Origin of the sequence: Streptomyces sp. CG 926 (assembly GCF_003148825.1) — a bacterium.
GTDB lineage: Bacteria > Actinomycetota > Actinomycetes > Streptomycetales > Streptomycetaceae > Streptomyces.
Map to the genome: position 1 here is coordinate 46,782 of NZ_QGGZ01000021.1, position 18,527 is coordinate 65,308.

Sequence of the window (18,527 nt, forward strand, 5' to 3'; positions counted from 1 at the left end):
GGCCGTGCCGCGCACCGATCTCCCGGCTGCGGCCGGGCCGCCGCCCGGACTCACGGCGGCGCAGGCCCACATCCTGGCGGCGCAGAGCGCGGATCCCTCGTACGCCGGCCACAACGTGGGCCAGTACATCGAGCTCGTGGGTCCGCTCGACACGGGGGCGCTCGACGAGGCCGTGCTCCATACCCTCGACGAGGCCCCCTGGCTCCGCTCGCGGCTGATGAGCCGGGGCGGTCTGCCGCGCCTGGACACCTCCGCGGCGGCCGACCCGGTGGGCGCCGCCGTCGCGCTGGTACGGGGCCAACTCGCCTGCCCGCCGCGGCCCGAACTGCTCACCGCCCCGACAGGCGACGACCTCGCGCCCGACCTCACCGGCGCGCTGCTGGTCACGGTGGGCCCGCGACGCCACCTGCTGGTGCAGTACTTCCACCTGCTGGCGGTCGACGGGTACGGGGTGGCGCTGCTGAGCCGGCGGATCGCCGAGGTCTACACGGCCCTGGTGCACGGCCGCCCGCCCGGCCCGACCCCCTTCGCGCCGCTCTCCCTGCTGACCGACGCGGACCGCGCCTACTCCGGCTCGGCGGCGCAGGCCGCGGACCGGCGGTACTGGACGGGTCGGTACGCCGATCGTCCCGTGCCCGTGTCCCCCGCCGGGCGGCCGGCGCCGGCCCAGGACACCGCGCGACGGCACACCGTGCACCTGGGCGCGCAGGACAGCGCGGCCGTACGCGCCGCCGCCCGCTCCGCGCAGGTCACCTGGGCCGAGGTCGTGCTCGCGACGACCGCGGTGCGGGTGACCGCGCAGGTCGGCGCCCGGGAGGCGGTCCTCGCCGTGTACGCGGCGGCGCGGACCGCCCCGGGGACGCTACGGGTACCCGCGACGGCCGTGAACCTCCTGCCGGTGCGCCTACCGGTACGAGGGGCGGACACCTTCCGGTCGCTGCTGCGCGCGGCGGCGGGCGAGCTGACCCTGCTGCGCCGTCACCAGCGGCTGCGTGGCGAGGAACTGGCACGCGAGCTGTGGCCGCAGTACGGGGGCGGCCGCGTCCCCGGACCCGTGGTCAACCTGCGGCCGTTCGAGACGGAGCTGGACTTCGGCGGCATCCGCGGCCGGGTCGTCAGCCTCGCCTCGGGGCCGGTCGACGACCTGTCGGTGTCCGCCGCGGCAGGACCCGACGGGCGACTGCGCCTGGACTTCGACGTGAACCCGGCCCGCTACGAGGAGGCCGAACCGGCCAGGTTCGCCCGCCTGTTCACCGAGGACCTCATGGCGCTCTGCCACGCCCCCGACGTACCGGTCGCCGCTCTGCGGGCCTCCCCGACCCTCCACTGATCCCATCCCCGAACCGACCGCCCCCGGTCATCACCCAAGGAGAGAAACCATGGCCACCAACCCCTTCGAGGACGACGACGCCCGCTACTACGTGCTCGTGAACGCCGAGAACCAGCACTCCCTCTGGCCCGCCTTCGCGGAGGTTCCCGCGGGCTGGACCGTCGTGCACGGTGAGGACAGCCGAGAGGGCTGCGCCGCGTACACGGAGACGCACTGGACCGACATGCGGCCGGCGAGCCTGGTCGCCAAGAGCTGATTCCGGGGCCGTCCGGCCCCGTTGTCCCACGCGCGGGGCCGGACCGGAGCACGTGCTCCGGTCCGGCCCCGGTCGTGTGCGGGCCGTACGGCTCACAGCCTTCGGGAGAGCACCTCGGACCCGCGTGCGGGATCCAGCGCGGCCGCCCAGGTCGCGGGCGCCCGTCCCGGGTGGGGCGGCACGAAGCCGTGCCGTCGGAAGAAGGCGGCGCCGCTCGTGGTCGCCGTGAAGACCTCGCGCACCAGGCGGTGCCGGGCTTCGGCGAGCGCGGCGCGAAGCAGCGCGGCGCCCAGTCCTTGGCCCTGGTTCCCCCGGGCCACGCAGAAGTTGTAGAGCACGGCGGCGCCGTCCCCCTCGTCGCTCAGCGCGAGGCAGCCCAGGGCCGACGTACGGCCCCGACCGGTCGTCAGGAGGAACTCCCCGGCGTGCGCCAGGTAGTGGTCGATGCTGCGGGGCCGCAGGGCACCGGAACGGATGAAGGCCAGCGAGAGGGCGTACAAGGCGGGGGCGTCGTGCGGACGTGCCCGCCGGACCAGGGGCGGGAGGCCGTCCGCGCCGTGCAGCGGGAGGCGGGGGGTGGCGGCAGTAATCACGAACTTAGGCTAGCCTTCCCTAACTTGTGTCGCAATTCCGCCTCTCGGCCCAACACATCACACCCAGAGGCCAGTTCATCAAAGCGACAGCACCGCGTGCACCACACCCCGCTTGACGTGCAGCTTCGCATTTAGTTAGGTAAGCCTTACCTAATGGAATGCTGAAATATCGCCGCGTTCGCGCCGTTCCGCCCGTCTCCGAGGAGAGAGAACCTCATGTCCGCTTCCCCGCCCTTCACGCTCGACCGGCTGGTCCGCGACGTCGCCGACGTGCTCTACACGGAGCCCTCCGACGTCAGCCTGGAAGAGGACCTGCTGGACCAGGGCCTCGACTCGATCCGACTCATGTCCCTCGTCGAGAAATGGCGGGCCGAAGGCGCCCGCATCAGCTTCGTGGACCTCGCCGAACGGCCCACCCTGCGCCAGTGGGCCGAGCTGCTCACCGCCGCCCCCTGATCCCACCCTCCCTCGTACCCGCCCTCCCCCGCACCTGCCCGCCCCGGAGCCTGCCGTGCCTCTGCGTGACTTCGTCATAGACATCGAACCCCTGCGCACCAGCAGGGACTTCCGCGCCATCTTCATCGCCCGCGTGGTGTCCCTGTTCGGCCTCGGCATGGCGACGGTGGCCCTGTCCGCCCAGGTGTACGGACTGACGCGCTCGACCTTCGACGTCGCCGTCGCCAGCATGATCATGAGCATCACGGTGCTGCTGGGCTCGCTCTGGGGCGGCGTCATGGCCGACCGGACCGACCGCCGCCGGCTGATCGTGTGCGCCCGCGGCGCCGCCTCCCTCGCCTTCGCCGGCCTCGCCGTGAACGCGATGCTGCCGGACCCGACCCTCTGGGGCATCTACGTGTGCGTCGCCTGGGACGGCCTGGCCACGGGTGTCAGCGTGACGGCTCTGATGGCCGTCGCCCCGACGCTCGTGCGCCCCGACCAACTCCCGGCCGCGGGTGCCCTGATCTCGCTGACCGGTGAGATCGGCTCCATCAGCGCGCCGTTCCTGGGCGGGGTCCTCCTCGCCCTGTGGGGGCCCGGCCCGGTCTTCGCCTTCACCGCCGTCACCACGGCCGTCACCACCCTCCTGATCTCCCGGATCCGGCCCCTGCCCCCGATCGAGGACGACGCGGACGACGCGGAGTCCGAAGCCGACACCGGATCGCTGCTGGTCGCCTTCAAGTACGCCGTGCGCAACCGCGTCGTGGGCGGACTGCTCGTGCTCGGCGGCGTGATGGCCCTCTTCAACCTCCCGGTCGTGCTGTTCCCCGAGATGGTCGACCGGCAGTTCCACGGCGGCGAGGTCATGCTCGGCCTCCTCTACACCGCCCCCGCGGTCGGCGCGGTCGCCGTCTCCGCCACCAGCGGCTGGCTGACGCGGGCCGCCCGGCCCGGCCGGCTCCTGATCGTCTCGGCGGTCGCCGGCGGTCTGTCCGCCGTCGGCTTCGGCCTCAGCGGCGACATCTGGGTCGCCTTCGCGCTGCTGGCCGTGGGCGGAGCAGCCGGGACGGTGTACGAGATCCTCGAGTACGCCCTCGTCCAGCACAGCACCCCGGACCGGCTGCGCGGCCGCATCGTCAGCGTCATCACCACACAGGGCACCACCGGAGGCGTCGTCGGCGACGTCGAGGTCGCCGCCCTCGCCCGCTGGTTCAGCCCCGGTGGGGCGGCCGTCGTCAACGGCGCCATCTGTGCCGTGGCCGCCGTCGTCGTGGCGATCGCCGTACCCGGCCTGCGCAGGGCCACCCTCCCCCGCGACGAGCGCGACGAGCGGGACGAGGCGGGCGAGGGCAAGGGCGACGAGCAGCACGGCTCCGGCCCCGGCGCCGGCCCGGACACCGCCGGCCTGGCGCTGCCCGCGACCCCCGCCACCTAGGCCGTCTCCTCCGGATCTTGCCGGACCGCCCTGCCGCAAGCCCCCCCCCACCCCCGCCCCCACCCGAAGGCCTCGCCCGCCCGCAGGGCCCGCATCCCGTAGACCTCCCCCGCCCGGTCCCGCCACCGGCCGGGGACCCGCAGCGAATCTGGAGCACGATGTCCATGACCGAGCGTCCCTCCCAGCGCCTCCCCCTCACCGGGGCCCAGTCCGGTGTCTGGTACGGCCAGCGGCTCGATCCCGACTCACCGGTCTACAACGTCGGCCAGTACGTCGAGATCGACGGCCCGCTGGACGCCGGTCTGTTCGTCACGGCGCTCCGGCGGACGGTCGCCGAGAGCGAGGCCCTGACGGCGCGCTTCGCGGAGGGCCCCGACGGCGAGCCGTACCAGGTCGCGTGGCGCGGGCCGGCCGCCGGACCGCTGGTCGCCGTGCTCGACCACACCGACCAGGACGACCCGTACGGCACCGCCCTGTCCCTCATGCGCGCCGACATGGCCCGCCCGGTGGACCCGGTCCGGGACTCCCTGTACGTGTTCACCCTGCACAAGGTCGGCCCGGACCGCACCCTCTGGTACCAGCGGGCCCATCACCTCGTGCTCGACGCCTTCGGGTTCTCCCTGGTCTCCCGCCGCACCGCCGAGATCTACACGGCCCTCGCCGGGGGCGAGGAGCCGACGCCCGACCCGTTCGGTGGGCTGGAGGTGATCCTCGCCGAGGAGCACGCCTACCGGGCCTCCCCGCGGTTCGCCGAGGACCGTGCCTACTGGCTGGAGCGGCTCGCGGACCGCCCCGAGCCGGAGCCGCTGAGCGGTGCCCGGTTCCCCGCGGCGCACGCGTTCCTGCGCGACGGCGCCACGCTGACCCGGCGGGAGACGGCCGGTCTGCTCGCCATCGCCCGCGCAGCCAAGGCCAGTTGGGCCGACGTCATGACCGCCGCGTTCGCGGCCTACCTGCACCGGGCCACCGGCAGCCGGGACGTGCTGCTCTCCCTGCCCGCCATGGCGCGACTGGGCTCGGCGGCCCTCAAGGTGCCGTCCATGGTCGTCAACGTGCTGCCACTGCGGGTGGCCGTGCGCCCGCAGACCCCGCTGGCCGAGCTCGTCGCCGCGGTCGCGGCCGACGTCCGGGACCTGCGCCGCCACCAGCGCTACCGCGCCGAGGACATCCGCCGCGACCTCGGCCTGTCCGGCCGCGCACAGGGCCTGCTCGGGCCCATGGTGAACATCAAGGCGTTCGACAACTCCCTCGACTTCGCCGGAGCGCCCGGCTCCGTGCACAACGTCGCCGCCGGCCCGGTGGACGACCTCACCCTCGGTGTATACCTCGACGCCGCCGAGGGCCGGATCCGCTTCGAGCTCGACGCCAACCCCCAGGCGTACGACGCCGGGACGCTGGCCGCGCGCCGCGCCGAGTTCGCGCACTTCCTCCGGGACGCCGCCGCGGCCGGGCCGCAGGCTCCCGTCGGGCGCCCGGACCTGCTCGCGCCCGCCGCCCGCGACGCCCTGCTGCTCGACCGGAACGACACCGACCACCCGATCCCGGCCGGCACCGTCGTCGACGCCTTCGAGCACGCCGCCCGGCTGCACCCCGAGGTGCCCGCCGTGATCGCGGGCGCCGACACCCTCGACTACGCCGCCCTGGAGGAGCGCGCCAACCGGCTCGCCCGCCTGCTGATCGGCCGGGGCGCCGGCCCGGAGCGTCTCGTCGGCCTCGCGCTGCCGCGTACCGCCGACCTGGTGGTGGCCCTGCTCGCCGTGCTGAAGGCCGGCGCCGGCTACCTGCCGCTCGACCTCGACTACCCCGCCGACCGGCTGGAGTTCATGGTCGAGGACGCCCGCCCGCTCTGCGTCCTGACCACCCTGGCCGGAGCGGCCGGTGCCCCGGTCGTGGACGGGGTCGAGACCGTCGTCCTCGATGCCCCCGACACGCTCGCCGAGCTCGCCGACACCTCCGCCGACGCCCCCACGGACGCGGACCGCACGGCTGCGTCGACCGGCGGCCACCCCGCGTACGTGATCTACACCTCCGGGTCCACGGGCCGCCCCAAGGGGGTCGTCGTCCCGCACGCGGCACTGGCCAACTTCTTGCGCATGCAGGCCCACGAGCTCGAACTGGGCCCCGGTCAGCGGCTCGTCGCGGTGACCACCATCTCCTTCGACATCGCCGCCCTGGAGATCCACACCCCGCTGATCAGCGGTGCCACGGTGGTCCTGGCCGACCGCGACACCGTACGGGACCCGGCCGCGCTCGCCACGCTCGTCGACGCGCACCGCCCCTCCGTCATGCAGGCCACGCCCTCCCTGTGGCACGCCCTGCTGGAGGACGGTCGCCCGGCCTCGCTCGGCGGTACCCGGGTGCTGGTCGGCGGGGAGGCCCTGCCCGCCGCCCTCGCCGAACGCCTCGCGCGCACCGCGCACTCGGTCACCAATGTGTACGGCCCGACCGAGGTCACGGTCTGGGCCACCTCCAGCCGGCTCGACCCCGGGCACACCGGGGTTCCGGACATCGGGGTGCCGTTCTGGAACACCCGCGCCCATGTCCTGGACGGGGCCCTGCGTCCGGTCGGCGTCGACCGCCCCGGTGAGCTGTACCTCGCCGGGGACCAGCTGGCCCGCGGTTACCTCGGCCGCCCCGCGCTCTCGGCGGAACGTTTCGTCGCGGACCCGTACGGGCCCGCCGGCAGCCGGATGTACCGCACGGGTGACCTCGTACGCCGTCACGCGGACGGCCGGATCGCCTTCCTCGGCCGTGTCGACGACCAGGTCAAGCTGCGCGGCTTCCGCATCGAACTCGGCGAGATCGAGAGCGCGCTGACCGCCGGGGAGGGCGTGGACCGGGCCGTGGCCCTGGTCCGCGAGGACCTGCCCGGCTTCCCGCACCTCGTCGGCTACGTCACCCCCTCCGCCCAAGGCCCCGTGCCCGACGCGGCGGGGCTGCGCCGGGAGGTGGCCGAGCGGCTGCCCGAGTACATGGTCCCGTCCGCCGTGGTCGTCCTCGACGCCTTCCCGCTGACCGCCAACGGGAAGATCGACCGCCGTTCCCTGCCCGCACCCGACCTGGCGGCGACGGCGGGCGCCGGCGCGCGTACCCCGCGCGGCGCCCGCGAGGAGATCCTCTGCGGGATCTTCGCCGATGTGCTCGGCCTGGAATCCGTGGGCCCCGACGACGACTTCTTCACCCTCGGCGGCCATTCGCTGTCGGCCGCCCGGGTGATCGCCCGCGTACGGACGGCCCTGAGCACCGAATGCGGGATCCGGGACGTCTTCGAGGCGCGCACCGTGGCCGCGCTCGCCGCGCTGCTCACCGAGCGCACGGCGGCCGCCCGGCCGGCGCCCGTCGCGGGTCCGCGCCCCGATCCGCTGCCGCTCTCGTACGCGCAGCAGCGCCTGTGGTTCGTCCACCAGGTGGAAGGCGCGAGCGCCACCTACAACATCCCGTTCGTGGTGCGGTTCGACACGGCTCTCGACGCGGAGGCCCTGGACACGGCCCTGCGGGACGTGGTGGAGCGCCACGAGACCCTGCGCACGGTCTTCGGCGAGCGGGACGGCGAGCCGTACCAGCGGGTCCTGGACCTGGCGGAGGCCGGCGTACGGCTGCGCGTCCACGACGTGGCCGCGGACGGGTTCGAGGCCGCGGTCGCGGCGGCGCTGGGTCATCACTTCGACCTGTCCGCAGAGGCTCCGCTGCGGGTGACGCTGGTGCGTGACACGGCCGGCGGGGAACACGCCCTGGTGGTCCTCCTGCACCACATCGCGAGCGACGAGTGGTCGATGGGGCCGTTCCTGCGGGACCTGGAGCGGGCGTACGCCGCCCGCTGCGCGGGCGAGGACCCGGCGCTCGGCGTCCCCACCGTGCAGTACGCCGACTTCGCGCTCTGGCAGCGGGAGCTGCTGGGCTCGGCGCGGACCCCCGGATCGCTCGCCGCCACACAGGCGGCGTACTGGCGCGAGGCCTTGGCGGAGCTGCCGCCGGAAGCCGGACTGTCGGCCGACCGGCCACGCCCGGCCGTGGCCGACCCGGCCGGTGCCATGGTCTTCAAGACGGTGCCGCGCGAACTGGCGGCCGCGGTGCGCTCGCTGGCCCGCGAAACCGGCACCAGCGTGTTCATGGTGGTGCACGCGGCGGTGGCCGCGGTGCTGCACCGGCTCGGGGCGGGCGAGGACATCGTGCTCGGCAGCCCCGTGGCCGGGCGCGGCGACAGCGCGCTCGACGAGCTCGTGGGCTTCTTCGTCAACACCGTGGTGCTGCGCAGCGACCTGTCCGGCGACCCGTCCTTCACGGAGCTGTTGGACCGCGTGCGCACGGCCGACCTGGCCGCGCTCGACCACGCCGACCTGCCCTTCGACGCGGTGGTGGAGGAGGTCAATCCGCAGCGCTCGCTCGCCGGCCACCCGCTCTTCCGGACGATGGTCGCGCACAGCACGGTGACCCAGGACGTGGCGAACCTGTTCGGGCTCCCGGCCCGGGTGGACCGGGTGGATCCCGGTGTCACCAAGTTCGACCTGGACATCACCTTCTCGGACGCGGCGCACGGCGAGGACCTCGAACTGGAGGTGTTCTACGCGACCGCGCTCTTCGACCGCCCGACCGTGGACACCTTCGTCCGGCGCCTGCTGCGCGCGCTCGCCGCGGCGGTGGCGGCCCCGGCGGACCCGGTGTCCTGGTGGGAGCTGCGGGACGAGGTCGAGCGGGCCCGGTCGGCCCGCTGGAACGACACGGACCGGCCGGTGGAGCCGGGTGCGGTGACCGAGGTGTTCGCCGCCCGGGCGGCGGCGAGCCCCGACGTGGTGGCCGTGGTCGCCGGGGACGAGCGGCTGACCTTCGCCGAGCTGGCGGACCGCGCGGGCCGGCTGGCGGCCCTGCTCGTCGAGCGGGGCGTCGGCCCGGACACGGTGGTGGCCCTGGCCGTGCCTCGTTCCGCCGAGACCGTGGTGGCCACCCTCGCCGTCCTGAAGGCGGGCGCCGCCTATCTGCCGCTGGACCTGGAGCACCCGGCCGAGCGGATCGCGTACATGCTCGGGGATGCTGCGCCGGTGTGCGCGGTGACCACCCGGGCGGCCCGGGACCGGCTGCCCGGCGTGGACCTGGTGGTGCTGGACGACCCGGAGACGGTGGAGCGGCTGGCGGCCGCCGCGCCCGGGGCCGATGTACCGGTGGACCCCGAGCACGCCGTGTACGTCATCTACACCTCCGGGTCCACCGGCCGCCCCAAGGGGGTCGTGCTCCGGCACGCCGGTCTGACCCGGCTGTTCCGCGACCACGAGCGGGAGCTGTACCGGCCGGTCGCCGAACGGCTCGGGCGCCGGGTGCGGGCGCTGCACACCGCCTCCTTCTCCTTCGACTCCTCGTGGGAGCAGCTGCTGTGGCTGGTCGCCGGGCACGAGCTGCACGTCCTGGACGAGTACGGACGCCGGGACGCGGACGCGGTCGTGGCGTACGTACGCGCGGAGCGGATCGACACGCTCGACGTCACCCCCTCGTACGGCCGGCAGCTGGTGGACGCCGGGCTGCTTGCGGGCGAGTGGCGGCCGCCGCTGTTCCTGCTGGGCGGCGAGGCGGTGCCGCCCGCGCTGTGGGCGGAGCTGCGCGCCGTCCCGGGGGTGGAGGTCGTCAACTACTACGGGCCGACCGAGTTCACGGTGGACGCCCTGGTGGCGCGGGTGAGTGACTGCGTCTCGCCGGTGGTGGGCCGGCCGCTCGACAACAGCCGGGCGCACGTGCTGGACGGGCGGCTGCGGCCGGTGCCCGTCGGGGTGCCGGGTGAGCTGTATCTGGCGGGCGAGCAGAACGCCCGCGGCTACCTGGGCCGGTTCTCCCTCACGGCGGAACGTTTCGTCGCCGATCCGTTCGGCTCTCCGGGCTCCCGGATGTACCGCACGGGCGACCTCGTACGGTGGCGGGCCGACGGCCTGTTGGAGTTCCTCGGTCGGGTCGACGACCAGGTCAAGATCCGCGGCTTCCGGGTGGAGCCGGCCGAGGTCGAGGCCGAACTCGCCGCCCTGGACGGGGTGACCTCGGCCGCCGTGGTGGTCCGCGAGGACACCCCGGGCCTGCCGCGGCTGGTCGGCTACGTCACGGGTACGGCCGATCCGGCGCAGCTGCGGGCCGAGCTGACCGAGCGACTGCCCGAGCACCTGGTCCCGGCCGCCGTGATGGTGCTGCCGGTACTGCCGACGAACGTGAACGGGAAGCTGGACAAGGCGGCGCTGCCGGTGCCGGTCGCGACGGCCGACGTCGCCGGGCGGGCCCCGCGCGGCGCCGCCGAGGAGCGCATCGCCGAGGTCTTCGCCCAGGTCCTGGGCGTCCCCGCGGTCGGCGCCGACGAGGACTTCTTCCGCCTCGGCGGGCACTCCCTGCTCGCCACCCGCCTGGTGGCCCGGATCAGGACGGCACTGGGCACCGACTGCACGGTGCGGGACGTGTTCGAGCTGCGTACGGTCGCGGCGCTCGCACAGCGGCTCGCCGGCCGCCGGGCGGCGAGCCGCCCCGCCCTGACCTCGGGTCCGCGGCCGGCACGGCTGCCGCTGTCGTACGCCCAGGCACGGTTGTGGTTCCTGCACCTGATGGAGGGGCCGAACGCCACGTACAACATTCCGCTGGCCCTACGGCTGCGCGGGGAGCTGGACACGGCCGCGCTGGAGGCGGCCGTGCACGAGGTGACGGCCCGGCACGAGGCTCTGCGTACCGTGTTCGCGGAGGACGCCGAGGGCCCGTACCAGCGGGTGCTCGATCCCTCGGACGTGGCCGTTCCGTTCGCGGTGGCCGACGTCGAGCCGACGGAGCTGGGTCGGAGCATCGACGCGGCGGTCGGGCACGCCTTCGACCTGGAGACCGAGACGCCGCTGCGGGTGAGTGTGCTGCGCACCGCCGCCGACGACCAGGTGCTGCTCCTGCTGCTGCACCACATCGCCGGTGACGAGTGGTCGGCCGGACCGCTGTCGGCCGATCTGGCGGCCGCCTACGCGGCCCGGTGCGCGGGCGGGGTCCTGGAGCCCGCGCCGCCCGCGGTCCAGTACGTGGACTACGCGCTCTGGCAGCGCGAGCTGCTGGGCGACGCGACGGTCCCGGGATCGGTCGCGCACGACCAGAGCGGTTTCTGGCGCGCGGCCCTGGCGGGGCTGCCCCAGGAACTGGCGCTGCCGGTCGACCGCCCGCGTCCGGTCCGCCCCACGCACGAGGGCCGGACCGTGACCGCGGCCCTGCCGCGGGAGCTGGTGGCGGACTTGGAGGCGCTCGCCGGGGAGCGCGGCACCACGATGTACACGGTCGTGACCGCGGCCGTGGCGGCGCTGCTGCACCGAGTCGGCGCCGGCGAGGACATCCCGCTGGGCAGTCCGGTGGCGGGGCGCGGCGAGGAGGCTCTGGACGGGCTCGTCGGGTTCTTCGTGAACACCCTGGTCATCCGGGCCGACCTGGCGGGCGAGCCGTCGTTCGCCGAACTGCTGCGCCGGACGGCCACCTTCGGCGCGGCTGCACTCGCGCACGCGGACCTGCCCTTCGACGCGGTCGTGGAGGCGGTCGATCCGGAGCGCTCCCTCTCACGGCACCCGCTGTTCCAGACGATGGTGGCCTACGAGGACGGCGGCGCCGAGCCGCTGCGCACCCTCGGTTCGCTGTCGGCCGAGGAGTTCCCGGTCACGGCCGGGGACGCCAAGTTCGACCTGGAGATCCTCTTCCGCCGCACCCCGGGCACCGCCGGCTCGCCCGCCGCGATGACCTGTGGGGTGCGGTACGCGACCGATCTGTTCGACGCCGAGACCGTACGGTCGCTGCTGACCCGGCTGCTGCGGCTGCTCGCGGCGGCCGCGGCAACCCCGGAGGTCCCGCTGGTCGAACTGGAGCTGCTGGACCCCGCCGAGCGCACCCAGCTGCTGGAGGGCTGGAACGACACCGCCCGGCCGGTGGCGCCGCAGACCCTGGACTCGCTGGCCGCGGCGGGCGCCCGGCGCGATCCGCTGGGCACGGCCCTCGTCTTCGAGGGGAGCGAGCTCTCGCGGGCCGACTTCGAGGAGCGGGTGAACCGGCTGGCGCGGCTGCTGATCGGCTGCGGCGTGGGCCCGGAGTCGGTGGTGGCCGTGGCCCTGCCGCGCTCCTTCGACCTCGTCGTCGCCCTGCACGCGGTGGTCCGGGCCGGCGGCGCGTACCTGCCGCTCGACCTCGGCCTGCCGACCGAGCGCCTGGCGTACATGGCGCAGACGGCCGCGCCGGTCTGCCTGCTGACGGACCTGCCCTCGCTGGGGGCGCTGCCGGAGCTGCCCGACACCGAGATCCTCGTCCTGGACGCGCCGGAGCGGGCGGCCGAGCTCGCCGCGCTGCCAGGTGGTCCGGTCGCGGACGCGGAGCGGCGTGCGCCGCTGCTGCCCCGCCATCCCGCCTACGTGATCTTCACCTCCGGTTCCACCGGGATGCCCAAGGGCGTGCTGGTCGAGCACGAGGCGATCGTCAACCGGCTGCGCTGGATGCAGGACGCGTACGGTCTCGACTCCACCGACCGGGTGCTGCAGAAGACCCCGGCGAGCTTCGACGTGTCGGTGTGGGAGTTCTTCTGGCCGCTCGCCGAGGGCGTGCCGCTGGTCATCGCCCGTCCCGAGGGCCACAAGGACCCGCGCCACCTCGCCGACCTGATCCGCGAACAGCGCGTCTCCGTGCTGCACTTCGTCCCGTCCATGCTCGCCGCCTTCCTGGCCGAGGCCGACATCGCGGACTGCCCGTCCCTGCGCCTGGTGGTGTGCAGCGGCGAGGCCCTGCCGAGCGAGCTCGTCACCCGCTTCCACGCGTCAGCTCCCGGCGGCGCCGCCCGACTGGTGAACCTGTACGGCCCCACCGAGGCGGCCGTCGACGTCACCGCCGCGGACTGCCGGTCCACCGGGGCGGGTGCCGCGTACGCCTCCTCCTCCGCCTCCATCGGCAGCCCGGTGTGGAACACCCGCGTGTACGTGCTCGACGAGCGGCTGCGGCCGGTACCCGTCGGAGTCCCCGGCGAGCTGTACCTGGCGGGCGTCCAGCTGGCCCGCGGCTACCTCGGCCGCCCCGCCCTGACCGGCGAGCGCTTCACCGCCGACCCGTACGGGGCTCCCGGTACCCGGATGTACCGCACCGGTGACCTGGTGCGCTGGGGCCGGGACGGGCGGCTGGAGTACCTGGGACGCACGGACGACCAGGTCAAGCTGCGCGGCTTCCGCATCGAACTCGGCGAGATCCAGGCCGTCCTCACCGGCGCCCCCGAGGTGGACCGGGCCGCCGTCGTCGTCCGCGAGGACCAGCCCGGCATCCAGCGCCTCGTCGCCTACGTGGTCCCCACGCCCGGCGCCACCCTGGACCCGGCCGCCCTGCGCACCCTGGCCACCGCCCACCTCCCCGAATACATGGTCCCCGCCGTCTTCACCGAGCTGGAACAGCTGCCGCTGTCCGCCAACGGCAAGCTCGACCGGCGGGCCCTGCCCGCGCCCGCGGCGCCGGTCGCCGGTGCCTCGCGGGCTCCGCGCGACGCCCGTGAGGAGATCCTCGCGGGGATCCTGGCCGACGTGCTGGGCCTGGACTCGGTCGGGGTGGAGGACGACTTCTTCGCCCTCGGCGGTCATTCGCTGCTCGCCGCCCGCGCGGTGGGCCGATTCCGGGCCGCTCTGGACGTGGACTGCGCCATCCGCGACCTCTTCGAGGCGCGGACGGTGGCCGCCCTGGCCGCCCTGCTCGCGGAGCGCTCCGGCGCGGGGCGTCCGCGCCTCGCGGTGGGCGCGCCGCGGCCCGAGCGGCTGCCGCTGTCCTTCGCGCAGCGCAGGCTGTGGTTGCTGGACAGCGTGCGCGGTCCGAGCACCACCTACAACGTGCCGCTCGCGGTGCGGCTCAGCGGGCCGGTGGACACCGTTGCCCTGGAGGCGGCGATCAGGGACCTGGTCGCCCGGCACGAGAGCCTGCGGACGGTGTTCCGTGAGCACGAGGGCGAGCCGTACCAGGTGGTGCTGCCGGCCGAGCGGGCCGAGGTTCAGCTGACCGTGCGTGAGGTGGCGGCGGACCGGCTGGAGGAGGAGGCGGTCCGCGTCGGCGGGCACGTCTTCGACCTGGCGGCCGAGGCGCCGGTACGCGTCACGCTGCTGCGGGCCGCTCCCGAGGACCACCTGCTGGTGGTCCTGGTGCACCACATCGCCACGGACGAGGGGTCGACCGGCCCGCTGCTGGCGGACCTGGACCGCGCGTACACGGCGCGGGAGGCGGGCACGGAGCCCGATTTCGCTCCGCTGCCGGTGCAGTACGCCGACTTCGCGCTGTGGCAGCGGGAGTTGCTCGGCGACGCGGCCGACCCGGAGTCGGTGGCGGGCCGGCAGGCCGCGTACTGGCGGCAGGCGCTGGCCGGCGCACCCGCCGAGACGGCGCTGCCCGCCGACCGGCCGCGGCCCGCGGTCCCCTCGTACGAGGGGGGCGTGGTGACCTTCGAGGTGCCCGCGCGGACCGGAGCGGGGCTGGCGCGGATCGCCCGGGAGGGCGGCGCGACGCTGTTCATGGTGGCGCACGCGGCCGTCGCGGCGCTGCTGCACCGGCTGGGCGCGGGTGAGGACATCCCGCTGGGCAGTCCGGTGTCGGCCCGGGAGGGCGAGGAACTGGACGGGCTCGTCGGCTTCTTCCTGAACACGCTGGTGCTCCGCGCCGACCTCTCCGGGGACCCGAGCTTCGACGAGCTGGTGGCGCGGGTGCGCGACACCGGGCTGGCGGCCTTCGCGCACGCCGATCTACCGCTGGAGGCGGTGGTGGAGGCGGTGGATCCGGAGCGGTCCCGGTCGCGCAATCCGCTGTTCCAGACGATGGTGACCTACCACTCCGTCGGCAGCGCGGTACCGGAGCTGTTCGGGCTGCCGGCGCGGGAGCTCACCGTGGAGACCGGTGGGGCCAAGTTCGATCTGGAGATCGCCTTGGGGGCTTCAGGGGAGCACGGGGCGATCGCGGGCGGGATCCGCTTCGCGTCCGACCTCTTCGACCGTGAGAGCGTCGAACTGCTGGCGCGAAGGCTGCTGTTGCTGCTGGACGCCGTCGTGGAGGCGCCGGAGCGGCCGGTCTCGGCGATCGAGGTGCTGGACCCGGCGGAGCGTGAGCTCGCGCTGCACGGCTGGAACGACACCGGCCGGCCGCCGGCCGGGGCGCGGACGCTGGCCGCCCTGGTGGCGGCGGGCGCGAAGGAGGAGACCGGTCCCGCGCTGGTCTTCGAGGGCGGCGAGCTGTCACGGGCCGACTTCGAGGAGCGGGTGAATCGACTGGCGCGGCTGCTGATCGGCCGTGGGGTCGGCCCGGAGTCGGTCGTGGCCGTGGCCCTGCCGCGCTCCTTCGACCTCGTCGTCGCCCTGCACGCGGTGATCCGGGCCGGCGGCGCGTACCTGCCGCTCGACCTCGGTCTGCCGACCGAACGCCTGGCGAACATGACGCGGACCGCCGAACCCGCCCTGATACTTACCGACAGCCTGTCGGGAAATTTGCTCGCGCCCGAAGTGGGCCGGGAGCGGATCCTGTTGGACTCCCCCACCGTCCGATCCCGGCTGGCCGCACTGGCCGGCTCGGACCTGGCCGAGGCGGAGCGGCGCGCGCCCCTGCTGCCCCACCATCCCGCCTACGTGATCTTCACCTCCGGTTCCACCGGGATGCCCAAGGGCGTGCTGGTCGAGCACGAGGCGATCGTCAACCGGCTGCAGTGGATGCAGGGTGCCTACCGCCTGGGTCCGGGCGACCGGGTGCTCCAAAAGACCCCGGCGAGCTTCGACGTGTCGGTGTGGGAGTTCTTCTGGCCGCTCGCCGAGGGCGTGCCGCTGGTCATCGCCCGTCCTGACGGGCACAAGGACCCGCTGTACCTCGCCGACCTGATCCGCGAGCAGCGCGTCTCGGTGCTGCACTTCGTCCCGTCCATGCTCGCCGCCTTCCTCGGCGAGAGCGAGGTCGCCGACTGCCCGAGCCTGCGGCTGGTGGTGTGCAGCGGCGAGGCGCTGCCGAGCGAGCTCGTCGGCCGGTTCCACGCCTCGGCCGCCGGCGCCCCGGTGGCGCTGGAGAACCTCTACGGGCCCACCGAGGCGGCCGTCGACGTCACCTCGGGCTCCTGCACCGCGCGCACCGCGGCCGAGGGACGGGCCTCGGCCTCGATCGGTCTGCCGGTGTGGAACACCCGCGTGTACGTGCTCGACGAGCGGCTGCGGCCGGTCCCCGTCGGAGTCCCCGGCGAGCTGTACCTGGCGGGCGTCCAGCTGGCCCGCGGCTACCTCGGCCGCCCCGCCCTGACCGGCGAGCGCTTCACCGCCGACCCGTACGGCGCTCCCGGTACCCGGATGTACCGCACGGGTGACCTCGTACGGCGCCTCGCCGACGGCCGCCTCGACTACCTGGGCCGCACCGACGACCAGGTCAAGCTGCGCGGCTTCCGCATCGAACTCGGCGAGATCCAGGCCGTCCTCACCGGCGCCCCCGAGGTGGACCGGGCCGCCGTCGTCGTCCGCGAGGACCAGCCCGGCATCCAGCGCCTCGTCGCCTACGTTGTCCCCACGCCCGGCGCCACGCACGACCCCGCCGCCCTGCGCACCCTGGCCGCCGCCCACCTCCCCGAATACATGGTCCCCGCCGTCTTCACCGAGCTGGAACAGCTGCCGCTGTCCGCCAACGGCAAGCTCGACCGGAGAGCGCTGCCCGCGCCGGTGATCGCCGCGCCGGCCGCACCCGTGGTCCCGTCCGGCCAGGTGCCCGCCGGCACCCCCGAGCAGATCCTGTGCGCCCTGATGGGCGAGGTATTGGGCCTGCCCGGGGTCGGCCCAGACGCCAACTTCTTCGAGCTCGGCGGCGACAGCATCGTCTCCATCCGGCTGGTGGGGCTGGCCCGCAAGGCCGGGCTGACCGTCTCCGCCCGGCAGATCTTCACGCACCCGACGCCCGCCGCGCTCGCCTCGGTCGCCACCGTGCCGCAGGGAGCCCCCGCGCCCGCCGCCCGTACGGCGGAGGCGGGTCCCGGCCCGCTTCCGCTGTCCCCGGTGGCGTCCTGGCTGGCCGAACGCGGCGGCCCGTTCGCCTCGTTCGCCCAGGCCCGGCTGGTCCGGCTGCCCGCCGGGGCCCGGCGCCCGCACCTGACGGCCGCGTTGCAGGCCGTACTGGACCACCACGACGGGCTGCGCCAGCTGCTGACGGTGCCCCGCCCCGGGGTGTGGAGCGCGGAGATCCGCCCGACGGGCGCGGTGGACGCCTCCGCCGTCCTGGAGAGCGTGGACGCGGCCGGCCTGTCGCAGGCCGCGCTGCGCGAGCTGGTCGCCACCGAGTCCGAGCGGGTGTGGCGCCTGCTGGATCCCGAGGCGGGGGCCCTCGTGCGCGCCGTGCACCTGGACCGGGGCCCGGCCGAGCCCGGCCGGCTGCTGCTCGTCGTCCACCACCTCGCGGTGGACGAGGTGTCCTGGCAGATCCTCCTGCCCGACCTGCAGGCGGCCCACGAGGCCGCCGCCGCGGGCCGGACGCCCGTCCTGGAACCGGTCGGCACCCCGCTGCGGGCCTGGACCACGCACCTGCTGGCCGAGGCGCAGAGCCCGCGCCGCACCGCCGAGCTGGACCGCTGGCTGGCCGCCACGCCCGGCGGGCCGCTGCTCGCCGGGCGTCCGCTGGACCCGTCCACCGACACGGCCGCCACCGCGCGCCGGCTGTCCGTACGGATCTCCGCCGAGCGCACCGCTCCGCTGCTCCAGGCCGTTCCGGCCGCCTTCCACGGCACCGTCGGGGACACCCTGCTGAGCGCGCTGGTCCTGGCGGTCGGCGATTGGGCGACCCGGTCGGGCCGGCCCCGGCCGGACGGATTCACCGTGGACCTGGAGGGTCACGGCCGGGAGCAGGAGCTGCTGCCCGGCGCCGACCTCACCCGCACGGTGGGCTGGCTGACCAGCATCCACCCGCTGCGCCTGCCGGTGGGCACGTACGACCCGGCGGCGGTCGCGGCCGGGCGCACGGACGCCGGAGCGCTGCTCAAGGAGGTCAAGGAGCTGCTGCGGGCGGTGCCCGACGGCGGACTCGGCGCCGGCCTGCTCCGGTACAACAACCCTTCAACGGCGCGGCTGTTCGATGCGTCCGCCCGGGCCGAGATCCTGTGGAACTACCTGGGCCGACAGACCGGGCGGGCCGATTCCGCCTGGGGCCCGGCCCCCGAGGCGGACGCCCTGTCCGCCCGCCCCGACCCGGCGATGCCGCTCTCCCACGTACTGGAGATCACCGCGGAGATCACCGACGGGAACGGCGGGCCGGAACTGACCGCCCACTTCATCTGGGCGGGCGAGGCGCTCTCCCAGGACACCGTGGGGCAGCTCGCGGACGGCTGGACGGCCGCCGTGGACGCCCTCGCCGCCTGGGCCGACGGCGGCACGTCCGCGGGGTACACCCCCTCGGACCTCGACCTGGTCGATCTCGACCAGGACCAGATCACCATGCTCGAAGAAATGTGGAGGGCCCAGCAGTGACGCAGGCTCGAATAGAGGA

Annotated in this window: 6 protein-coding genes; 5 read left to right on the top strand and 1 reads right to left on the bottom strand. The window is 74.8% G+C overall.

The window, feature by feature from the left end:
* Positions 1 to 4: 4 nt before the first annotated feature.
* A complete protein-coding gene (locus tag BCL76_RS36330) occupies positions 5 to 1,330 on the top strand; it encodes a condensation domain-containing protein (protein WP_109783684.1) in 1,326 nt (441 codons plus the stop codon).
* 49 nt (positions 1,331 to 1,379) lie between these two features.
* On the top strand, positions 1,380 to 1,586 hold the full coding sequence (locus BCL76_RS36335) for an MbtH family protein (protein WP_030768535.1): 207 nt from the start codon (positions 1,380 to 1,382) through the stop codon (positions 1,584 to 1,586).
* A gap of 92 nt (positions 1,587 to 1,678) precedes the next feature.
* Here the strand turns inward: BCL76_RS36335 and BCL76_RS36340 are convergent, their stop codons facing one another.
* Positions 1,679 to 2,179 (bottom strand): GNAT family N-acetyltransferase, encoded by a 501-nt coding sequence (locus BCL76_RS36340; RefSeq protein ID WP_258310125.1) that lies wholly within the window; start codon positions 2,177 to 2,179, stop codon positions 1,679 to 1,681.
* Between the two features lie 216 nt (positions 2,180 to 2,395).
* Between BCL76_RS36340 and BCL76_RS36345 the strand changes: the two genes are divergently transcribed.
* The 3 genes from BCL76_RS36345 (at position 2,396) to BCL76_RS36355 (ending at position 18,508) form a co-directional block, all read left to right on the top strand.
* A complete protein-coding gene (locus tag BCL76_RS36345; RefSeq protein ID WP_109783686.1) occupies positions 2,396 to 2,635 on the top strand; it encodes a phosphopantetheine-binding protein in 240 nt (79 codons plus the stop codon).
* Positions 2,636 to 2,690: 55 nt separating this feature from the next.
* The gene (entS, locus tag BCL76_RS36350) at positions 2,691 to 4,052 is read left to right on the top strand and encodes an enterobactin transporter EntS (protein WP_109783688.1); all 1,362 of its coding nucleotides are present in this window, start codon (positions 2,691 to 2,693) and stop codon (positions 4,050 to 4,052) included.
* Between the two features lie 164 nt (positions 4,053 to 4,216).
* A complete protein-coding gene (locus BCL76_RS36355; RefSeq protein ID WP_181382880.1) occupies positions 4,217 to 18,508 on the top strand; it encodes a non-ribosomal peptide synthetase in 14,292 nt (4,763 codons plus the stop codon).
* Positions 18,509 to 18,527: the final 19 nt, after the last annotated feature.